This is a genomic window from Duganella radicis (genome assembly GCF_009720825.1).
Lineage (GTDB): Bacteria > Pseudomonadota > Gammaproteobacteria > Burkholderiales > Burkholderiaceae_D > Rugamonas > Rugamonas radicis.
Window position 1 is genome coordinate 102,496 of record NZ_WNKY01000009.1, and the last position, 17,340, is coordinate 119,835.

A 17,340-nucleotide genomic window follows, 5' to 3' on the forward strand; every position below is an offset into this window, starting at 1 on the left:
GGCCGCTATCTTATTGCGAGGGCGCTGCATCGGCCAGCCGCATGCGACGAAGCGCATAAACCGCGTGCCCGGCTGCGCAATCGCCGGGCCAGCCCGGTTTAGTGAGATGGCGCGACCAGCTCCGCGTACTCATACAGCTCGCCGAGGATTTGCTCGGCGCGCTCGTCGGCTTGCTGTTGCAAGTCGTCGATCTGGGCGAAGTAATCGTCGATGGTGCGCGCGCCGGCCGCGCCTTCGTAGAAGCGCGCCGCGCGGTGCTGTTCCCAATGCTCCATCTCGGTTTCCGACAAGGTCTCCGGGAAGTTGCGTGCGCGGTAGCGGAACAGCAGTTCCGCCAGCCGTCCATCGCTGAACGACGGCGACGCCACCGCCAGCCGCGCCGGTGATTCGCGCCGCAAGGAATCCAGCAAGCGCCGGTCTTCCTTGCTGATGAAGCCGTTATACAAATCCTCATCCACATCCAGCGGCTCGCCAGCCGGACGATCAAACACTTGCTCCCACACCTGCGCCAGGTCGTGCCCCGCCGCCGCGATCGCCGCGTGCGCCTTGCCCTGTTCCAGATCGATGCCCCAGCGCGCCGCCATGGCCGGCGACAACGTCTTCAGGTTGGACACCAGCATCGGCGATTTGTTCAGGTGGATGCTCTTCACCGGCAAGCGCGTCATGCCTTCCGGCAGCGCGTCGGCGCGGGTGAAAATGCGGGTGCGGATGGTGTCCGCATCCAGCGTGAACAGCTCGCTTGGATCGTAGGTGCAATCCCAGACGATCACCTCGTTCTTGTTGGTCGGGTGCGAGCCCAGCGGATACACCAGCGCGATGCAGCCGCGCTCGGCCGGGAACATGCCACTGACGTGCAGGAAAGGCTGGCGCAGATTGGCCGCCAGATGCATGCCGATCTCGTCGGCCACGCGGTCTTTCTTGTGCAGGGCGAAGCAGAAGTCGAACAGCTTGGGCTGGTGCTGGCGGATCAGGCGCGCCAGGGCGATGGTGGCGCGCACGTCGGACAGCGCATCGTGCGCCGATTCGTGCAGCAGGCCGTTGGCCTTGGCCAGGTCTTCCAGCTTGAAGCTGGGCTTGCCGTCTTCCCTGGTTGGCCAGTGGATGCCGTCCGGGCGCAGGGCGTAGGTCATGCGCACCACGTCCAGCAGATCCCAGCGGCCGCAGCCGTTTTGCCATTCGCGCGCGTACGGATCGATCAGGTTACGCCAGAACATGAAGCGGGTGATCTCGTCGTCGAAGCGGATGGTGTTGTAGCCGACCCCGATGGTGCCCGGCTGCGAGAACGCCTGCTCGATGGTGGCGGCGAACTGGTGCTCCGGCACGCCCCATTCGAGACACTGCTGCGGCGTGATGCCGGTGATCAGGCAGGATTGCGGATCGGGCAGAAAATCGTTGGCAGGCTTGCAATACAACATGATCGGATCGCCGATCTCGTTGAGCTCGGCATCGGTGCGGATCGCGGCGAACTGGGCCGGACGATCGCGGCGCGGCACCGCACCAAAGGTTTCGTAGTCGTGCCAGAGAAAGGTCTGATTGGTCATAGGTGCTACAGTAATTTTAAAATCTGCCGATAATTCCAGCGTGTTCAATGAGGAGCAATATTATGGCTACTCCAGTCTCCGCTACCGCGGGCAATACCGCCGCGCCGGTCCAGTCCAGGGACGACAAACCGCTGTCGCCGGCCGCCAAAGCCAAGGCGGACTTAAATGTGTCTATCGTACAAGCTTCTTTGACGGTATCGTTAAATTCCTCCAATGAACCCTTGTCGGTGGTGCTGAAAACCGCGCTGACCGGCATTAACGAGGCGCTCAAGGACGATTTTGGCGACAACGCCATTCAGAATGCCGCGTCGCAGGACAATACGCCGGAAGGCACCGCGAGCCGCATTGTATCGTTGTCCACCGCATTTTACGAAGCCTATCAACAGCAGCATCCTGGCGACGATGGGACCGAAACGCTGAATAACTTCATCAATACGCTGAAAAAAGGCGTGGACCAGGGCTTCAAGGAAGCGCGCGATGTGCTGCAAGGCTTGAAGGTGCTGAACGGCGACATTGCCAGCAATATCGACAAGACCTACGATCTGGTGCAGCAGGGCTTCAGCGATTTCCTCGCCGCCCGCCAGCCGAAGGCGCAGCAAGCCGAACAGACTCAGGCCGCAACCTGATTGCGGCCCAGTTCCTTGGCGCGGTAGAGCGCGGCGTCGGCCGCCTGGATCAGGTCGTGCTCGCTTTGCTGCGGTTGCAGGATGGCCACGCCCAACGAGGCCGTGATGTGCGGCAGCGGCTGGCGCACGCCGCCCGCGCGTACGCCGTCGAACACCTCGGCCTGGCGCATGCGTTCGCACAGGCGCTCAGCCACCGCCAGCGCCACCTTGCCGTTGGTGTCCGGCAGCAGCACCATCATTTCCTCGCCGCCGTAACGCACCGCGAAATCGGTCGGCCGCAGCGCGCCGCTCAGCACTTGGGCGGCCGAGCGCAGTGCCTCGTCGCCGGCCAGGTGGCCGTGACTGTCGTTGAATTTCTTGAAGTGGTCCAGATCGATCATGATCAGCGCCAGCGGTGCGTTGGAGCCGTGCGCGGTGGCCACCATGGTGGGCAGCAGATCGTTCAGCCAGGCGCGGTTGTACAAGCCGGTCAGGCCGTCGATCATCGATAGCTGGCGGTAGAACTCGCCCAGCTTCTGGCGCCGGCGCAGCTGCGCGTTGGCGGCGCGGATGCGGAACGACAGCAGCCGCAGCAGGTTACGCGCCAATACGTTCGATTCATCGATCAATTGCCATACCAGATCGGCCTCGACCACCAGCACTTCGCTGCGCTCCAGCGCGGTGATGCTGGACAGATTGGTTTCCTCATCCAGCACCGATTGCTCGCCCACGCTTTCGCCCGGCAGGATCTTGCTGATGGTGCCGTCGGCCATGCCGGTGCGGGTATCGTTGGCCACCGACAGCGCGCCGCGCAGCAGGATGTACAGGCGCGCGCGGCTGGCCTCGGTGACCGCCTCCTCGGCTTCCAGTTGCATGATGGGGCAGTTCGCCAGCAGCCTGGCGACGGCGGCGTCATCATCGGAATTGCGCAGCAGCTGCAAATCGCTGATCTGGTAGCTCGATGAGCCGAAGGTACTGATTTGTTTCATGCAAAAAAGCAAATGCTCGTTCAATAGGTGTCATATTGTTGCACGAATGCGGCGAGGAGTGCTTCAATATCGGCATTGCTAACTGACGGGATACAACATGGCTTACATCGACGCGCTGGGCACCGAACATCAGGCCGATCCTAACGCCCGCATCGTCTCGCTGGTGCCGTCGATTACCGAGCTGCTGTGCGATCTCGGGCTGGCCGGGCAGGTGGTGGGGCGCACCGGTTTCTGCATCCATCCGTGGGAGGCGGTGCAGGCCATTCCCAAAGTCGGTGGCACCAAGGATGTGAACCTGGAGAAGATCCGCAAGCTGGCGCCGACCCATGTGGTGCTCAATATTGATGAAAACGAAAAGCCGACCGCCGACGCGCTGGCGGAGTTCGTGCCCAACCTGGTGGTCACCCATCCCTTGCGCCCTTACGACAACGTGGCGCTGGCGCGCCTGATGGGCGGCGTATTCTGCCGCGAGCAGCAGGCCGCGGCGTGGTGCGCGGCGTTCGAGGCGGAGTATGCGCTATTGCAGGCCATGCCCAAGGGGCGGCCGCAGAATATGCTGTACTGCATCTGGCAAGACCCGTGGATGACGATTTCGCAGGACACCTACATCGCGCGCATGCTGGCGGAAATCGGCTGGAGCGTGCCGGATCTGGGCGAATCGCGCTATCCGGAATTCCGCTGGTCGCGTGAGCTGATCGATGGTATCGACGGCGTGCTGCTGTCGAGCGAGCCGTATCGCTTCACCGAGGCGCACGCGGATGTGCTGGAACGCCAGATCGGCAAGCCGGTGCTGCTGGTGGATGGGGAGATGATGTCGTGGTACGGCAGCCGTTCGCTGCAAGGACTGACATACCTGCGGGAGCTGGCGCGGCGCTAGCCCCCGCGCGTCCTGTCTATTCGTCCTGTTCGTCCACCACAGCGGCCGAGGCGGTGGCGAGGCCGGCGGCGTGGCGCTTGTTGTCGTGCAGTTTGCCCACCGCGCTGTCGACCGCGCGTTTCAGCTTGTCGGTGGCGCCGCTGATGGCCTGATGCAGGGTGGCGGCATGGTCGCTGACCGCGATGGGTTGAAGACCAGTAAGACGTGCTTCCATCAAGCAGCGGTTATCACCATCGGCCGACTTCTGGCCCAGGTTATCGCTGAGATGGACTTCGACGCGGGTGATTTGCTCGCCGAAGCGGTGGAGGGCATTGCTCACGACAGATTGCACGTGCTCGTCGAGACCGGAATGACGATCGATGGTTTTGTCGGTATTGATTTGGATTTGCATACGCTTGCTCCTGTGGTTGGACTGCGTAACCATCTTACTCCTTCCCGCCTTAAGTGCGCGTTAAATAAATCACCCAATCAGGGAGGCGGCGATGTTGATCGAGAGGCCGAGGATGGCCAGGTTGTAGAAGAAGCACAGCACGGATTGGCCCAGCACCACTTGCCGCATGCCGCGGCTGCGCACAGTGACGTCGGAGGTCTGCACCGCCACGCTGATGGTGAACGAGAAGTACAGGAAGTCCCAGTAGTTGGGCGCCAGCCCGCTGTCCGGGAAGCCCAGCGGTTTGTCGTCGTCGGCGGCGGTGTAGTAGAGGTGGGCGTAGTGGGAGCAGAACATCACGCCCACCATGAACCAGGAACCGATCAGGGTCAGCACGCTCAGCGCATAGTGCTGCACCGGCGCGCCCGGCGCCCGCGCCGCCAGTTGTGACACAATCGCCGCCAGGCTGACCATCACCGCCAGCGACAGCACGGCCAGGATCACCGGCCCTTTTTCATCCTGCCGGCAGGCCGCGCGCTTGATGTCGTGGTGGTCGGCTTGCATCATCATCCACGCCATCATGGCCAGGTAGCTCCATACCAGCACGTTCCAGCAGGTCAGCACCTGGGTGACCGTCGACCAGGCATCGGGCAGGAAGCAGCTGGCCGCCACCGCCAGCGCGATGGCCGTGCTCAGATGCGGGCGGCTGTGGATGATGGCAGGCAGCGGCAGGCGCAAGCTCATTTTTTATCCTCGTGCGGAAAACGGTCCATGCGTGACAATACCGGGAACAGCACGGTCCATGCGCCAACCACGCCCAGCGTGGCGGCGCCGCCGAACAGGATGGCGCGCGTCAGGCCCAGCCAGCCGGCGGTGAGGCCCGATTCGAATTCGCCCAGTTCGTTCGAGGCGCCGATGAACACGGAGTTGACCGCGCTGACGCGGCCGCGGATTTCGTCCGGCGTTTCGTACTGTACCAGCAGGTGGCGCACATACACGCTGATCATGTCGCCGGCGCCCATCAGGAACAGCGCCACCAGCGCCACGATGAAGCTGGTGGTGGCGCCCAGCACGATGGTGCAGACGCCAAACACCGCCACGCCGCCCAGCATCCACGCCCCCACGCGGCGCGTGATGGGGAAGAAGGCCAGCGCGATCGAGCACAGGGCCGCGCCGATGCCGGGCGCGGTACGCAGCGCGCCCAGCCCGCTCGGACCGATGTGCAGCACGTCGTGCGCCAGCGCCGGCAGCAGGGCGGTGGCGCCGCCGAACAGCACCGCAAACAGGTCGAGCGAGATCGCGCCCAGCACCACTTTCTTCGACCAGACGAAGCGCAAGCCTTCCAGCACCGTGTGCCATGAGGCCGGCCCGCTGGCGCTGGCCTGTTTTACCGATTTCACCATCGACATCATCACCACCGCCGCCACCAGCAGGCCGGAGGAAATCATATACACCGCTTTCGGTCCGGCCAGGTAGAACAGGCCGCCCAGCGTGGGGCCGAGGATGACCGCCACGTGGAAGCTGGACGAACTCAGCGCCACCGCCTTGCTGAAGCTTTCCTGCGGCACCAGGTTGACCAGGATGGCTTGTGTGGCCGGCCCCATGAAGGCGCGCGCGCTGCCGTACACGGCCAGCACGGCAAACACCGGCCACACGGCGCTCAGGCCGGTGTAGGTGAAGCCAAGCAGCATCAGGCCGCACAGCAGCTGGGCGCCGAGCGCCAGCGCGATCAGGTTGCGGCGGTCGTAGCGGTCGGCGGCGTGGCCGGCGATCAGGATCAGCAGCAGGAAAGGCAGGAATTGCGCCAGGCCGATCAGGCCCAGGTCGTACAGGTTGTGCGTCATCGAATAGACTTGCCAGCCGATGGCGACGTTTTGCATTTGCACGGCCAGCGTGGCCAGGGTACGGGCGGAGAGGTAGAGCGTGAAGTTACGGTGGCGCAGGACGCTGAAACCGTTGGAGGAACTGTCGGACATTGGGTCTTTCGGGATGCCGAGCCTCGGGGACTCTGCATCCCGCAAGGCCCGGTGGGATGGTTAGCTGTTGATGTCGGCCTCGGTGGTGAAGGCGTCCGCGTAGAACTCTTCATCCGGCAGGCCGCACTGGGCGACAAAGTCTTTCCTGGCCGATTCCACCATGATGGGTGCGCCGCAGGCGTAGACCTGGTGGCCGGACAGGTCCGGCAGGTCGGCCATCACGGCCTGGTGCACGAAGCCGGTGCGGCCGGCCCAGTGGTCTTCCGGCAGCAGGTTGGACAGCACCGGCACGTAGTGGAAGTTCGGCATTTTCGCGGCCCAGTCGCGGCACAGCGCGTCCATGTACAGATCCTGCGGGCGGCGGCCGCCCCAGTACAGGGTCATCTTGCGGGGCGAGCCTTGCGCGCGCAGATGTTCGACGATGGCCTTGATCGGCGCGAAGCCGGTGCCGGAGGCCAGCAGCACGATCGGCTTGTCGGAATCCTCGCGCACGAAGAAGGTGCCCATCGGGCCTTCGAAGCGCAGGATGTCGCGTTCCTTCATGCTGGTGAACACCTGGTCGGTGAACAGGCCGCCCGGCATGTGGCGGATGTGCAGGGCCAGCGGCTGGTTCTGGTCCGGCGGCGTGGCGATGCTGTAGCTGCGGCGCTTGCCGTCCTTCAGCATGAATTCGATGTACTGGCCGGCGCGGAATTTCAGGGTTTCGTTGGCCGGCAGTTGCAAGGTCATGACGATCACGTCCGACGCGACTTTTTCCAGCGTCGACACGCGCGACGGCATTTTACGGATAGGATATTCGTCGCTGCCCGCCACTTCGCGCGCCTCGATCACCAGGTCGCCTTGCGTGGTGGCGCAGCACAGCAGCGAGTAGCCGGCCGCCTCCTCGTCCTTGGTCAGGGCGCGTTCCTGGTGCGGCTTATGCGTCACCGAGCCGGAAACCACCTTGCCCTTGCAGGAGCTGCAAGCGCCGTTTTTGCAGCCGTAAGGCAGGCCGACGCCGGCGCGCATGGCGGCCGCCAGGATGGTTTCGTCTTCCTCGCAGCTGAATTGATGGCCGCTAGGCTGTACAGTTATCTGAAACGTCATACAATCTTTCTGATGAAAAACTTCAAAATTCACAAATTCCAACGGCCGCGCGTGCTGATCGTCGGCTGCGGCGATGTCGGCATGCGCCTGTTGCCGCTGCTGACCCCGCATTTCCGCGTGTTCGCCACCACCAGTCAGCGGGAGCGCTGCGCCGAACTGCGCGCCGCCGGCGCCGTGCCGCTGGTGGCCGATCTCGACCATCCTGCCAGTTTGCGCCGCCTTACCGGGCTGGCGCCCTGGGTGATCCACCTGGCGCCGCCGCCTGCCGAAGGCGTGCTGGACAGCCGCACGCGCAATTTGACCGCCATTTTACCCGAGCAAGGACGCTTGGTTTATATCAGTACCACCGGTGTCTATGGCGACTGTGGCGGCGCCCGCTTCGACGAGAGTCGTCCGGTGGCGCCGCGCAATGGCCGGGCGCTGCGCCGGGTCGACGCCGAGCGCACCCTGCGGCGCTGGGCGCGGCGCAGCGGGGCGGCGCTGTCCATCCTGCGCGTGCCGGGGATTTACGCCGCGGATCGCCTGCCGCTCAAGCGCTTGCAGCAGGGCACGCCCGCGCTGATCGCGGCGGACGACGTCTATACCAACCACATCCATGCCGACGACCTGGCGGCCATCATCGCCAAAGCGCTGTTTCGTGCGCTACCGCACCGTATCTACCATGCGGTGGATGACAGCGAGATGAAGATGGCGGAATATTTCGATGCCGTGGCGGACGCCTTTCAGCTGCCCCGGCCGCCGCGTCTGCCGCGTGCGGAATTGCAGCAGGTGGTGACGCCGGCGCTGCTGTCGTTCATGTCGGAATCGCGCCGGCTGGACAACGGCCGCATCCGGCGCGAACTGGGTGTGCGTTTGCGTTATCCAACGGTTATTTCCATGTTGGAACGTAAAGATGTGTAAAGATGCCGAAAGATCAAGGTATTGCAAGCCTGGCGTCAGATTTATGTGACAAGATTATAAGTTGGTACGTTTGACGGAGATCAGAGAGTTCGTCGCGTGATAGGATAGTGTTAGCCATCTTCCATTAAGGAGTGCGCGCATGGTAGCCAGTTTGCAGCCCACCAAGGAGCAAGTCCGCGCCTACATGCATCAGCGACAGCGTGAGTTTTGTCGCCGGCCGCCGCCCTTGCCGGAAGAAATCCGCCGCCAGTTGGGCTGGCACTACAGCGCCGACTGCCTCGAACACTTCTCCACCGCCACCTTATTTCTGCCAAGCACGATTGCCCAGTTGGCCGCCCTGATGGCGGTCGAATGGTGTTTTCTGGCGGCCGGCGTGCGCCGTCCGAATTGATCTTTACATGGTTTGATACTTTTTTTTACAACAAAGTTCGCCATAGCATAAAAAATGGGGTTAGAATCTATCCAATTCTCACTCTCATTGGTTTTGTGTCGTTTTTTTCCAAAAAACGGCGAAGGAACCTGCTAAATACCATGTCCCTGAAAGAAATCACCGCGTCGCCGACCTACAACCCTAACCGCGTGCTGGACGCGATCATTGAAAAACTGCAACTGAAAAACGATGCAGCCCTGTCGCGCGCGCTGGAAGTGGCCCCGCCGGTCATCTCCAAAATCCGCCACAACACCCTGCCGATCGGCGCCACCATCCTGATCCGCATGCACGAGATCAGCGATTTCAGCATTCGCGAACTGCGCGAAATGATGGCCTCCTGATATCGGGCACCCCATAGAAAAACGGCGCGCACCTCACGGTTACGCGCCGTTTTTTCATGCCGGCCGGTTCAGGCGGTCAGGCGCGGGCGCTGGCTGTAAAAGCTCGACTGCTGGGCCGCCGCGATCACCGCTTCGGCTTGCAGGGCGCTGGCGCCGATCACGCCGGAATGGGCAAAGCCGGCGGCCACGCCGGAGTGGGCCATCCTGGCGCCGGCCACGTCCGAGTGGGCCACTTTCGCGCCGACCACGCCCGAGTGCGCGACCTTGGCCCCCACCACGCCCGAGTGCGCCACTTTGGCGCCAATCACGCCCGAGTGGGCGAATTGCGCGCCGGCCACGCCGGAGTGGGCAAACGACGCCGCCGCCACGCCCGAATGGGCCGCCTTGGCCTGCTCGGCCTGGCGCACATAGTCTTCGCCGAAGGTGTCTTCGTACAGCTCTTTCATGCGCATGCCGACACGGATGTGGGCCGCTTCGTCATCCTCGCCGCGCAGGCCGATGTAAGGGAAGTGGTGCAGGAAGTGGCCGAACACGGCCGCGCAATCGGCCGCGTATTTCATGGTGTCCAGGATGTGGTAGTGCCAGAAGGTGTCGACATCCACCAGCGGCGCCGTCTGCTCGTTCGGGAACTTCTTCATCAGGAACAGGAAGCGGCGATATTCGAACTCGACGGCGTTGGCGCGTTCCAGCGTCCAGCCTTCGCCCGATTCCTCGTGCATCAGTTTGACTTTGATTGGTTCCAGATCGAGGGCGTTGATGGCGTGCATGTCTTGGGCATTCATCAGGATTTTCCTTTGCGTATTGATGCGGGTTGAAAGAAGCAGCAGACGCATTTGATTTTGCCCGTGGGAGACAGGTGTTCCTTGATGTTAATCAATGTTTGAGAGGAAAGTTACAGCGCGAAGTCGATCGCCTCGCTGGTGGTGGGGCGCGGGCGGCTGCCCACCGGCACGCTGATGGCCACCGTGGTGCCGCCGTTGGGGCTGCCAGTGATCGAGCAAGTGCCGCCCAGCAGGCTGACGCGCTCCTCGATGCCGACCAGCCCGAAGGAGCCGGCCTTGTTGCGGCTGGCGTCGCCGACGCCGATGCCGTTGTCGCTGATGGTCATGCTCAGGGTGCCATCGGTCTGGCGCAGGTCGACCCGCACCAGGCTGGCCTGGGCGTGTTGCAGGATGTTGCTGAGCGATTCTTGCAGCACGCGGAAGAAGGCGGTGGCGCAGTGGTCGTCGACGCGGATTTCGGTGTCATGGTCGATCAGCTCGCACACCATGCCGGAGCGGGCGCGGAACTGGGCGATCTGCCATTCCACCGCCGCGTTCAGGCCCAGATCCAGCACCTGCGGGCGCAGGTCGTTGATGATGTGGCGCACGCTTTTCATGCTGCTGTCGATCTGCCCCAGCATGTGCTGGGCGCGCGCGTGCAGGCGCGGGTGGCGGTGGCGGGTGCGGGTGCACAGCAGGTCGACGTCGATGCGCAGCACCAGCAGGTTCTGGCCCAGGTCGTCGTGGATTTCGCGCGCGATGCGCTTGCGCTCCTGCTCCTTGATCTGGTCCGAGTGGGCCGCCAGGCGGCGCAGCTTGTGGTGCGACTGTTGCAGGCTGGCCTGGCTGTTGCGCAGTTCGCGCGTCATCTCCTTGGCCATCTTCACCGCCCGCATGCGTGATGACGACAGCGTGTGGAACAGCAGGAAGAACAGCAGCGAGCCGGTGAAGCCGGACACCATCGCCATCCACGGCAGCCAGGCGTCGAAGCGGCTGTACCAGTTGGCCTTGGGGGCGGTGAAGTGCGCGCTCCAGTGGCGGCTGTTGAAGTCGACCGGCAGCGTCACGCTGAACTGGTCGCCGGGGGACAGCGACGGGCTGTCGGGCTTGCTGTCGAACAGGCGCACGGTGGGCTGCTTGCCGGCGCTTTGGGCGTCGCCGCTGTCGGACAGCACCAGGCGGACGTCGCGCACCTGCATCTGCTCCAGCGCCGCCTGCACCAGGCGCGGCACGCTGAAACCGATGCCGACCGAGCCGATGCAGGCGGCGCGGCGTTGTTCGACGGTATCCAGCGGCATGTCCTTGCGGTACACCGGCAGGCGCAGCGCCAGCCCGGCGCCCAGCGGCTGGTGCACGCTGTCGATCGGCGTGCCGGAGGCGCTCATGCCGCCCTGGTCGCGGCCCTGCGCCAGCGCCCGCGCCACCGGCGCGCGGTAGCCGATGTCGCGGCCTATCTTTTCGCGGAACGCGGCCAGCGGCTCGATCATGGTCAGCACCCAGTAGTCGGCGCGCGCTTCCGGCGGCGACACCAGCGTGGCTTCGGGATAGCCAAGCGCGGCGTCGCCGGTGGCATGGCTCAGGCTGCGCTCGAAGGCGGCGCGCTGATCGTGGCGGACGTACTGGGCGTAGTTGATGTTGTCCAGCGCGGGAAACTGGCGCTCGATGTTCAGGCCGCTGACATAGCGGTGGAAGCTGTTGCGGTCCACACGGTCGGCCGCGTGGAAGAAGCTGGCGGTGCCGCGCAGCACGTCGGTGTAGGCGTTGATGCGCGAGTTGATGTTGTACTGGGCGTTTTGTGCCTGGTGCAGGAAACGCTCGCTGGCATCGTACTCAATCGTCTTGTCGGCGGCCAGATAGAACAGACTGCCGATGCCCAGCGACAGCAGCACCCCCGCCCAGATCACCGGGCGCGAGGACGAAAACAGTTGTTTGATACTAGGAAGCGCGACCACTGACTGCCCTTTTAGTAGTCATATTTTTTTTGACTATAGGAAATAACTCTTAAGCTAGTCAAGCAATTTTGCGAAAATGTCATCTGTCCTGGACGGAGTGTTAATAAAAAACGGCACCGCGCGGGTGCCGTTTTTCTGTGGGGCAGGGCGGGCTTACTTGGCCGGGCCCCAGCTGTCTTTCAGGGTGACGATGCGGTTGAACACCGGCTTGCCAGGCTGCGAATCGACGCGGTCGGCGACGAAGTAGCCGTGGCGCTCGAACTGGTAGCGCTGGTCGGCCTGGGCCGCGCTCATGCCTGGCTCCAGGTAGGCTTTCACCACTTCCTTGGCGTTCGGGTTCAGCAGGGAGATGAAGTCCTTGCCGCCGGCGTCCGGCTGGGCGTCGGTGAACAGGCGGTCGTACAGGCGCACTTCGGCTTCCAGCGCGGCCCCGGCGGACACCCAGTGGATGTTGCCCTTGACCTTGTAGTTGTCCGAACCCGGCGTGCCGGATTTGGAGTCCTCGAAGTACTTCACGTGCACGGCGATGACCTTGCCGTTTTCATCCTTGTCGTAGCCCACGCACTCGGTGACGTAGCCGTGACGCAGGCGCACGCGGCTGCCCGGATTGTCGCCGATCGGCGGGTAGTAGCGGAAATAGCCCTTGGTCGGCACTTCCATGAAGTCTTCCTCTTCGATCCACAGTTCGCGCGAGATCGGGAAGGTGCGCACGCCCATTTCCGGATGGTGCGGGTGGACCGGCGAGGTGCAGTCTTCCGTTTGGCCTTCAGGGTAGTTGTCGATGATCAGTTTCAGCGGACGCAGCACGGCGGTGGCGCGCGGCGCTTTCGGATCGAGGTCTTCGCGCACGCAGCCTTCCAGCGTGCTCATGTCGATCCAGCCGTCGGCCTTGGTCACGCCGATGCGCTCGCAGAACAGATGGATGGATTCCGGCGTGTAGCCGCGGCGGCGCAGGCCGACGATGGTGGGCATGCGCGGGTCGTCCCAGCCGTCGACGATGTTTTCTTCCACCAGCTGGCGCAGCTTGCGCTTGGAGGTCACCACGTAGGTCAGGTTCAGGCGCGAGAATTCGTACTGGCGCGGCACCGGCAACTGGAAGAAGCCGCCTTTCGACAGGGTTTCCAGCAGCCAGTCGTAGAACGGGCGGTGGTCCTGGAATTCCAGCGTGCAGATCGAGTGGGTGATGTTTTCCAGCGCGTCCGAAATCGGGTGCGTGTAGTCGTACATCGGGTAGATGCACCAGGCGTCGCCGGTGCGCACGTGGTGCGCGTGGCGGATGCGGTAGATGGCCGGGTCGCGCATATTCATGTTCGGCGACGACATGGCGTCTTCGCTGATCCTGGCGCGCAGGATGTGTTCGCCGTCGGCGTATTTGCCGGCCTTCATGTCGCGGAAGATTTGCAGCGATTCGGCGGCCGGACGGTTGCGGAACGGCGAGTTGGTGCCCGGCGTGCTGAAGTTGCCGCGGTTGGCCGCCATGTCTTCGGCCGACTGGCTGTCGACGTAGGCATGGCCTTGCCCGATCAGCCATTCGGCCATCTGGTACAGCTGCTCGAAGTAGTCCGAGGCATAGTGCAGGTGGTGCTCGACCGAGCCGTCTTTCTGTGGGTAGTCGTAGTCAAAGCCCAGCCATTTCACGCTGTCGATGATGGTGTCGACGTATTCCTGCTCTTCCTTGGCCGGGTTGGTGTCGTCGAAACGCAGGTTGCAGCGGCCTTGATAATCGCGCGCCAGCCCAAAATTCAGGCAGATGGACTTGGCGTGGCCGACGTGCAGGTAGCCGTTCGGCTCGGGCGGGAAGCGGGTGATGACGCTGGGCATGCCGTCGCGGACGTGGGTACCGGCCGCGAGATCGTGTTCGACGATGGCGCGCAGGAAATTGGATGGGAGTGCTGGCGCTGGGCTGTTTTTATCGTTGCTCATCTGAAAGTTGGCTGTGCAAAAGTTCTCTATTGCTGCATTTTACCGTATTGCCAGTGGGGATATGGCGGCACGGTATAATGATCGATTCATTTGCGTTTTATTTGCACCGCACCACGACCCGGAGTTTCCAAAATGGAAAATTATTACAACACACTGGGTATTGCGCCTAACGCCACGGAAGATGAGATCAAAAAGGTCTATCGTTCGCTGGCCATGCGGTTCCACCCGGACCGCAATCCCGAACCCGGCGCCGACGCGCGCTTCAAGGCGGTGACCAAGGCCTACGAGATCCTGTCGGACCCGGTCAAGCGCGAGGAATACAACCAGAGCCTCAACCACCGCATCATCATCGATGCCGAAGCCGAGGCTTACCAGCTGTGGCGTTCGCTGTTCGCGCTGCACGGCACCACGCTGCCGGCGGCCTGACACCTGTTATAAGAAAGTAAGCAATGAGAAAAGTACACCCGGAGTTCGCCTATCAGTCGCGCGAACTGGAAGGCCAGATCGAGGGCATCCTCGGCGATCCGCCGGATCGCAAGAACTACCAGCGCATGGTTGACGCGCTGGTGGGCGAATACGCCGACGGCGGCGGCATCGAGGACGTGAACATGCTGGCCTTCGCGCTGGTCGACCACATCGAGTTCAACAATCCGAAAGGCCTGCTGGCCGAAGCGGAAGATTACGAGTTCGGCGACGCCGCGCGCGTGTTCGCCATGGCCTCGTGCAAGGGCGAGGAAGCGTCGCGCATGTACCAGGCGATTGCCGAGAGCATGCCGGACCTGGCGCGCCAGGCCATCATTACCGCCTTCCTGCACAAGCATCCGCGCAAGTGGGATGATGACGATCAGTCGCTGGAGCAGCTGTCGGCCAACGACGATGGCGACGATATCGAGGATGAAGACGCGGCCAGCGACGACTTCGCGCAAATGTTCGATCAGGATGGAGATTAAGCATGTCGGAAAAATCTAATCTGCCGGCGCTGAGCAAGCAAGTGACGGAACTGGTGCTGGCCGGCTCGTTGAGCCACGCCGAGGAAGCCTTCGCCGAAGCGGCCGACCAGTTCGGCGATCTGGCGGTGGTGGAAGTGCTGAACAACATCCCGCCGCAAGTGACCGCGCTGCACATGGCCGGTTTCGACGGCGGCAAGATGTCGCTGACCACCTTGCTGGTGCCGCCCAAGGCATGGGCCGACAGCCTGGCCTTCATCGCCGCCACCTGGCCGGACGACCAGATCGAGGACGATCCCGAGCGCATCGCCGAATCGCTGTTCGCCCACGTGCACGGCGTGGCGTTCGCCACCGACGACGAAGAGCGCCGCAACGAACTGCTGGCGGCCGCCTCGGCCACCGACCACGGCTCGACCATCTTCGCCATCCTGTTCTCGCTGGCGCCGAAGGAGATTCTGGAGGTGGCCGGCGAAGTGATTTCCAAAGGCCCGTACCTGACCGGCCAGACCTCGTCCGACAGCGACATCGTGCCGGTGGCGATCGCGCTGGCGCAGGCCTCGGAAGACGGCTGGGACCGCGCGCTGTTCGAGCTGTTCCCGGAATTCCGCCACAGCGCCGATCTCGCCGATGCCGAGTACGAGGACGATCCGGACGCCGAGCCGACCATCCTGCAACGCTCGACCAAGGAGTTGCTGTACCGTCTGCGCAAGCAAGTCCCGTCCACGCGCGCCGCGAAGACCTCGCGCCGCTCGGTCGGCACCAACATCTTCTCGTGATGGGTGGCCGATAGATGCTGCCAGCAATCGTAGTAGAAACCCTGCCGCGCCTGACCCGCGCGATCCAGCAGTTCGCCCGGCACCCGGACGATGACGCCGCCTACACGCTGGCCGATGAACTGACCGGCATCACCGCCATGGTGGCCGAGAAGTTCACCAACGACCGCACCGCCGAAGGCATCCAGAAGGCCTTGCAGCTGACGGTCGGCTGCGTGTCGCTGGGGCTGGAACACGCGTTGCCGGACGAGGACGACCTGGCCGCGCTCGACCTGCTGATCGACGAGGGCGCGGAGCACGCGTTCCAGATCGGCTTCCGCATGATCAAGGAACTGTCGGGCATGCCGGAAGACGCGCTGGTCGGCGAGTACGACAACGATCCGGTGTACGCGGCGCGCCGCCTGCGCGACAAGTTCATCGACATTTGCCAGACCGATCCGAACCAGAACTGGGACGGCCCGGCGCGCTATGCGGTGCAGTTCAAGCAGCGCAGGGAAGTGCAGGCGGTGGTGCGGCTGGCCAACTGGCTGCGCCGCCACAACACCGAAGGCCCGGTCAGCGACGCCGATCTGAATGCGGAAGGCGTGATCGCGCTGGCCATCATCTTTGCGGTGGAGGGCGGCGGCATGATCGTGGCGCGTACCGGCCAGAAGGAGTTCGAGCGCTTTGTGAAAGCGGTGCGCAAGAACAAGCCGGATTACGAGGCGGGCTGGGCGGAACTGGTGGCCAAGGTGCCGGCGCAGCATCATCCGGTGCTGCTGGATCGCATCGCCAGCTACCGCCAGACCTGCACCGTGCTGCAAAACATCAAGGGCCGCACGGCCATGAAGACCTTGTTCGCGGAACTGGAGAATTACGCCGGTTCCGAGCTGGACGCGGACTACTCCTGATGTCAGGCTGAGGCGGCCTCCGTTGCCACCGCAACGAAGGCCGCCACCAAAGGCGATATGGCGTCCTTGCGTTTCGCCAGATACAGCGCGGTGGTGGCCGTGGCGTCCGCCATCGGCCGGTAGCACACCTCGCGCATGCGGATGATGTCGAAGGAACTGGGCAGCACCGACACGCCGCAGCCGGCCGCCACCAGGCCGATGATGGTGGAGGCTTCCCCGGCCTCCATCGCGATGGTCGGCTTGAAGCCGGCTTCCCGGCACAGCCGGTTGATCTGCGGGTGGATGCCGGTGCCCGCGCTTTCCGGATACATCACCAGCGGCTCGCCCTTCAAATCCTGCACCGCGATGCTGCGCTTGCGCGCCAGCGGGTGCGCCACCGGCAGCACCATCACCAGCGGATCGCGCCGCAAGATCGTCAACGCCACCGATTCCGGCAGCGTGAGCTCGGGCGGCCGCACCAGACCCAGATCCAGTTCGCGCGCCGCCAGCGCCTCGATCTGGCCCACGGTCGACATTTCCTGCAAAGTCAGCTGCACGCCCGGATAGCGCTGGCGGTAGCGGTTGATCACCGTCGCGAACAGCGGCGTCAACGGCGTGGAAAAGGTGAAGCCCACGCGCAGCTCGCCGGCCTCGCCGCGTTCCGCACGGCGCGCCGTCCGCATGGCTTGCTCGGACAAGGCCAGCACCCGCCGCGCGTCGTCGAGGAACAGCTTGCCCGCCTCCGTCAGCCGCACCCAGCGCTTGCTGCGCTCCAGCAGCTGGGCGCCCACTTCCGCTTCCAGTTGCTGAATCTGATGGCTCAAAGGCGGCTGGCCGATGTGCAGCCGTTCGGCCGCGCGGGTAAAGCTTAACTCCTCGGCAACGGCGACGAAGTAGCGCAGATGGCGTAATTCCATTATCTTTTAAAAGTATGACTGACGGTTTAAATATATATTGGACAGCTTATTGTGGCAATCCTAAGATGAACTCATCGTACCTC

19 protein-coding genes are annotated in these 17,340 nt (G+C 63.5%); 9 read left to right on the forward strand and 10 right to left on the reverse strand.

Translation table 11 applies throughout. The features are described 5' to 3' along the window. Positions 1-98 precede the first annotated feature (98 nt). Positions 99-1,541 (reverse strand): exodeoxyribonuclease I, encoded by a 1,443-nt coding sequence (gene sbcB, locus GM676_RS11000; RefSeq protein ID WP_155463600.1) that lies wholly within the window; start codon positions 1,539-1,541, stop codon positions 99-101. Between the two features lie 62 nt (positions 1,542-1,603). Between sbcB and GM676_RS11005 the strand changes: the two genes are divergently transcribed. Then, positions 1,604-2,167: a DUF5610 domain-containing protein gene (locus tag GM676_RS11005; protein ID WP_155463601.1), complete on the forward strand. Its 564-nt coding sequence runs from the start codon at positions 1,604-1,606 to the stop codon at positions 2,165-2,167. Here GM676_RS11005 and GM676_RS11010 read toward each other — a convergent pair. Then, a complete protein-coding gene (locus tag GM676_RS11010; RefSeq protein ID WP_155463602.1) occupies positions 2,152-3,135 on the reverse strand; it encodes a GGDEF domain-containing protein in 984 nt (327 codons plus the stop codon). The two genes, GM676_RS11005 and GM676_RS11010, sit on opposite strands and share 16 nt — an antisense overlap. A gap of 97 nt (positions 3,136-3,232) precedes the next feature. Between GM676_RS11010 and GM676_RS11015 the strand changes: the two genes are divergently transcribed. Continuing rightward, on the forward strand, positions 3,233-4,012 hold the full coding sequence (locus GM676_RS11015; RefSeq protein ID WP_155463603.1) for a helical backbone metal receptor: 780 nt from the start codon (positions 3,233-3,235) through the stop codon (positions 4,010-4,012). A gap of 16 nt (positions 4,013-4,028) precedes the next feature. Here the strand turns inward: GM676_RS11015 and GM676_RS11020 are convergent, their stop codons facing one another. The 4 genes from GM676_RS11020 to GM676_RS11035 all read right to left on the reverse strand — a co-directional run bounded on the left by GM676_RS11020 (position 4,029) and on the right by GM676_RS11035 (position 7,444). Next, positions 4,029-4,403 carry an HPF/RaiA family ribosome-associated protein gene (locus GM676_RS11020; protein WP_155463604.1) on the reverse strand — a complete coding sequence of 125 codons (375 nt, stop codon included), beginning with the start codon at positions 4,401-4,403 and terminating at the stop codon, positions 4,029-4,031. Positions 4,404-4,472: 69 nt separating this feature from the next. Next, the gene (locus tag GM676_RS11025) at positions 4,473-5,126 is read right to left on the reverse strand and encodes a DUF1345 domain-containing protein (protein WP_155463605.1); all 654 of its coding nucleotides are present in this window, start codon (positions 5,124-5,126) and stop codon (positions 4,473-4,475) included. Further along, positions 5,123-6,358: an MFS transporter gene (locus GM676_RS11030; RefSeq protein ID WP_155463606.1), complete on the reverse strand. Its 1,236-nt coding sequence runs from the start codon at positions 6,356-6,358 to the stop codon at positions 5,123-5,125. Before GM676_RS11030 ends, GM676_RS11025 begins: the two co-directional genes overlap by 4 nt. Before the next feature lie 60 nt (positions 6,359-6,418). Further along, positions 6,419-7,444, reverse strand: a complete 1,026-nt coding sequence (locus GM676_RS11035) for a CDP-6-deoxy-delta-3,4-glucoseen reductase (protein WP_155463607.1) — start codon at positions 7,442-7,444, stop codon at positions 6,419-6,421. A 12-nt stretch (positions 7,445-7,456) separates the two neighbouring features. Here GM676_RS11035 and GM676_RS11040 point away from each other — a divergent pair, with 12 nt between their 5' ends. The 3 genes from GM676_RS11040 to GM676_RS11050 all read left to right on the forward strand — a co-directional run bounded on the left by GM676_RS11040 (position 7,457) and on the right by GM676_RS11050 (position 9,115). Next, a complete protein-coding gene (locus tag GM676_RS11040; RefSeq protein WP_155463608.1) occupies positions 7,457-8,344 on the forward strand; it encodes an SDR family oxidoreductase in 888 nt (295 codons plus the stop codon). A gap of 139 nt (positions 8,345-8,483) precedes the next feature. Then, a complete protein-coding gene (locus GM676_RS11045; RefSeq protein WP_155463609.1) occupies positions 8,484-8,735 on the forward strand; it encodes a hypothetical protein in 252 nt (83 codons plus the stop codon). A gap of 140 nt (positions 8,736-8,875) precedes the next feature. Further along, a complete protein-coding gene (locus tag GM676_RS11050) occupies positions 8,876-9,115 on the forward strand; it encodes a hypothetical protein (RefSeq protein ID WP_092278423.1) in 240 nt (79 codons plus the stop codon). A 68-nt stretch (positions 9,116-9,183) separates the two neighbouring features. On the opposite strand, the gene GM676_RS11055 is transcribed toward GM676_RS11050, so the two are convergent. The 3 genes from GM676_RS11055 to GM676_RS11065 form a co-directional block, all read right to left on the reverse strand. Continuing rightward, the gene (locus tag GM676_RS11055; RefSeq protein WP_229262631.1) at positions 9,184-9,897 is read right to left on the reverse strand and encodes a UCP032817 domain-containing protein; all 714 of its coding nucleotides are present in this window, start codon (positions 9,895-9,897) and stop codon (positions 9,184-9,186) included. Between the two features lie 110 nt (positions 9,898-10,007). After that, positions 10,008-11,828: a sensor histidine kinase gene (locus GM676_RS11060; RefSeq protein ID WP_371866192.1), complete on the reverse strand. Its 1,821-nt coding sequence runs from the start codon at positions 11,826-11,828 to the stop codon at positions 10,008-10,010. 153 nt (positions 11,829-11,981) lie between these two features. Then, complete coding sequence (locus GM676_RS11065; protein WP_155463610.1) at positions 11,982-13,751, reverse strand: glutamine--tRNA ligase/YqeY domain fusion protein; 1,770 nt, start codon at positions 13,749-13,751, stop codon at positions 11,982-11,984. A 132-nt stretch (positions 13,752-13,883) separates the two neighbouring features. On the opposite strand from GM676_RS11065, the gene GM676_RS11070 reads away from it, so the two are divergent. The 4 genes from GM676_RS11070 to GM676_RS11085 are packed head-to-tail and all read left to right on the forward strand — an operon-like array spanning position 13,884 to position 16,361. Further along, the gene (locus tag GM676_RS11070) at positions 13,884-14,177 is read left to right on the forward strand and encodes a DnaJ domain-containing protein (protein WP_155463611.1); all 294 of its coding nucleotides are present in this window, start codon (positions 13,884-13,886) and stop codon (positions 14,175-14,177) included. 23 nt (positions 14,178-14,200) lie between these two features. Continuing rightward, positions 14,201-14,701 carry a hypothetical protein gene (locus GM676_RS11075; protein WP_155463612.1) on the forward strand — a complete coding sequence of 167 codons (501 nt, stop codon included), beginning with the start codon at positions 14,201-14,203 and terminating at the stop codon, positions 14,699-14,701. 2 nt (positions 14,702-14,703) lie between these two features. Next, positions 14,704-15,474, forward strand: coding sequence for a hypothetical protein (locus GM676_RS11080; RefSeq protein WP_155463613.1), 771 nt, complete (start codon positions 14,704-14,706; stop codon positions 15,472-15,474). A 14-nt stretch (positions 15,475-15,488) separates the two neighbouring features. After that, a complete protein-coding gene (locus GM676_RS11085; protein ID WP_155463614.1) occupies positions 15,489-16,361 on the forward strand; it encodes a hypothetical protein in 873 nt (290 codons plus the stop codon). A gap of 2 nt (positions 16,362-16,363) precedes the next feature. Here GM676_RS11085 and GM676_RS11090 read toward each other — a convergent pair whose 3' ends face one another. Continuing rightward, entirely contained in the window at positions 16,364-17,257 is an 894-nt protein-coding gene (locus tag GM676_RS11090; protein WP_155463615.1) for a LysR substrate-binding domain-containing protein, read from the reverse strand. Positions 17,258-17,340 lie beyond the last annotated feature (83 nt).

Bases quoted from the DNA above. Each gene is read 5' to 3' on its own strand.
- sbcB (WP_155463600.1), bottom strand. From the start codon at position 1,541: ATGACCAATCAGACCTTTCTCTGGCACGACTACGAAACCTTTGGTGCG.
- GM676_RS11005 (WP_155463601.1), top strand. From the start codon at position 1,604: ATGGCTACTCCAGTCTCCGCTACCGCGGGCAATACCGCCGCGCCGGTC.
- GM676_RS11010 (WP_155463602.1), bottom strand. From the start codon at position 3,135: ATGAAACAAATCAGTACCTTCGGCTCATCGAGCTACCAGATCAGCGAT.
- GM676_RS11015 (WP_155463603.1), top strand. From the start codon at position 3,233: ATGGCTTACATCGACGCGCTGGGCACCGAACATCAGGCCGATCCTAAC.
- GM676_RS11020 (WP_155463604.1), bottom strand. From the start codon at position 4,403: ATGCAAATCCAAATCAATACCGACAAAACCATCGATCGTCATTCCGGT.
- GM676_RS11025 (WP_155463605.1), bottom strand. From the start codon at position 5,126: ATGAGCTTGCGCCTGCCGCTGCCTGCCATCATCCACAGCCGCCCGCAT.
- GM676_RS11030 (WP_155463606.1), bottom strand. From the start codon at position 6,358: ATGTCCGACAGTTCCTCCAACGGTTTCAGCGTCCTGCGCCACCGTAAC.
- GM676_RS11035 (WP_155463607.1), bottom strand. From the start codon at position 7,444: ATGACGTTTCAGATAACTGTACAGCCTAGCGGCCATCAATTCAGCTGC.
- GM676_RS11040 (WP_155463608.1), top strand. From the start codon at position 7,457: ATGAAAAACTTCAAAATTCACAAATTCCAACGGCCGCGCGTGCTGATC.
- GM676_RS11045 (WP_155463609.1), top strand. From the start codon at position 8,484: ATGGTAGCCAGTTTGCAGCCCACCAAGGAGCAAGTCCGCGCCTACATG.
- GM676_RS11050 (WP_092278423.1), top strand. From the start codon at position 8,876: ATGTCCCTGAAAGAAATCACCGCGTCGCCGACCTACAACCCTAACCGC.
- GM676_RS11055 (WP_229262631.1), bottom strand. From the start codon at position 9,897: ATGAATGCCCAAGACATGCACGCCATCAACGCCCTCGATCTGGAACCA.
- GM676_RS11065 (WP_155463610.1), bottom strand. From the start codon at position 13,751: ATGAGCAACGATAAAAACAGCCCAGCGCCAGCACTCCCATCCAATTTC.
- GM676_RS11070 (WP_155463611.1), top strand. From the start codon at position 13,884: ATGGAAAATTATTACAACACACTGGGTATTGCGCCTAACGCCACGGAA.
- GM676_RS11075 (WP_155463612.1), top strand. From the start codon at position 14,201: ATGAGAAAAGTACACCCGGAGTTCGCCTATCAGTCGCGCGAACTGGAA.
- GM676_RS11080 (WP_155463613.1), top strand. From the start codon at position 14,704: ATGTCGGAAAAATCTAATCTGCCGGCGCTGAGCAAGCAAGTGACGGAA.
- GM676_RS11085 (WP_155463614.1), top strand. From the start codon at position 15,489: ATGCTGCCAGCAATCGTAGTAGAAACCCTGCCGCGCCTGACCCGCGCG.
- GM676_RS11090 (WP_155463615.1), bottom strand. From the start codon at position 17,257: ATGGAATTACGCCATCTGCGCTACTTCGTCGCCGTTGCCGAGGAGTTA.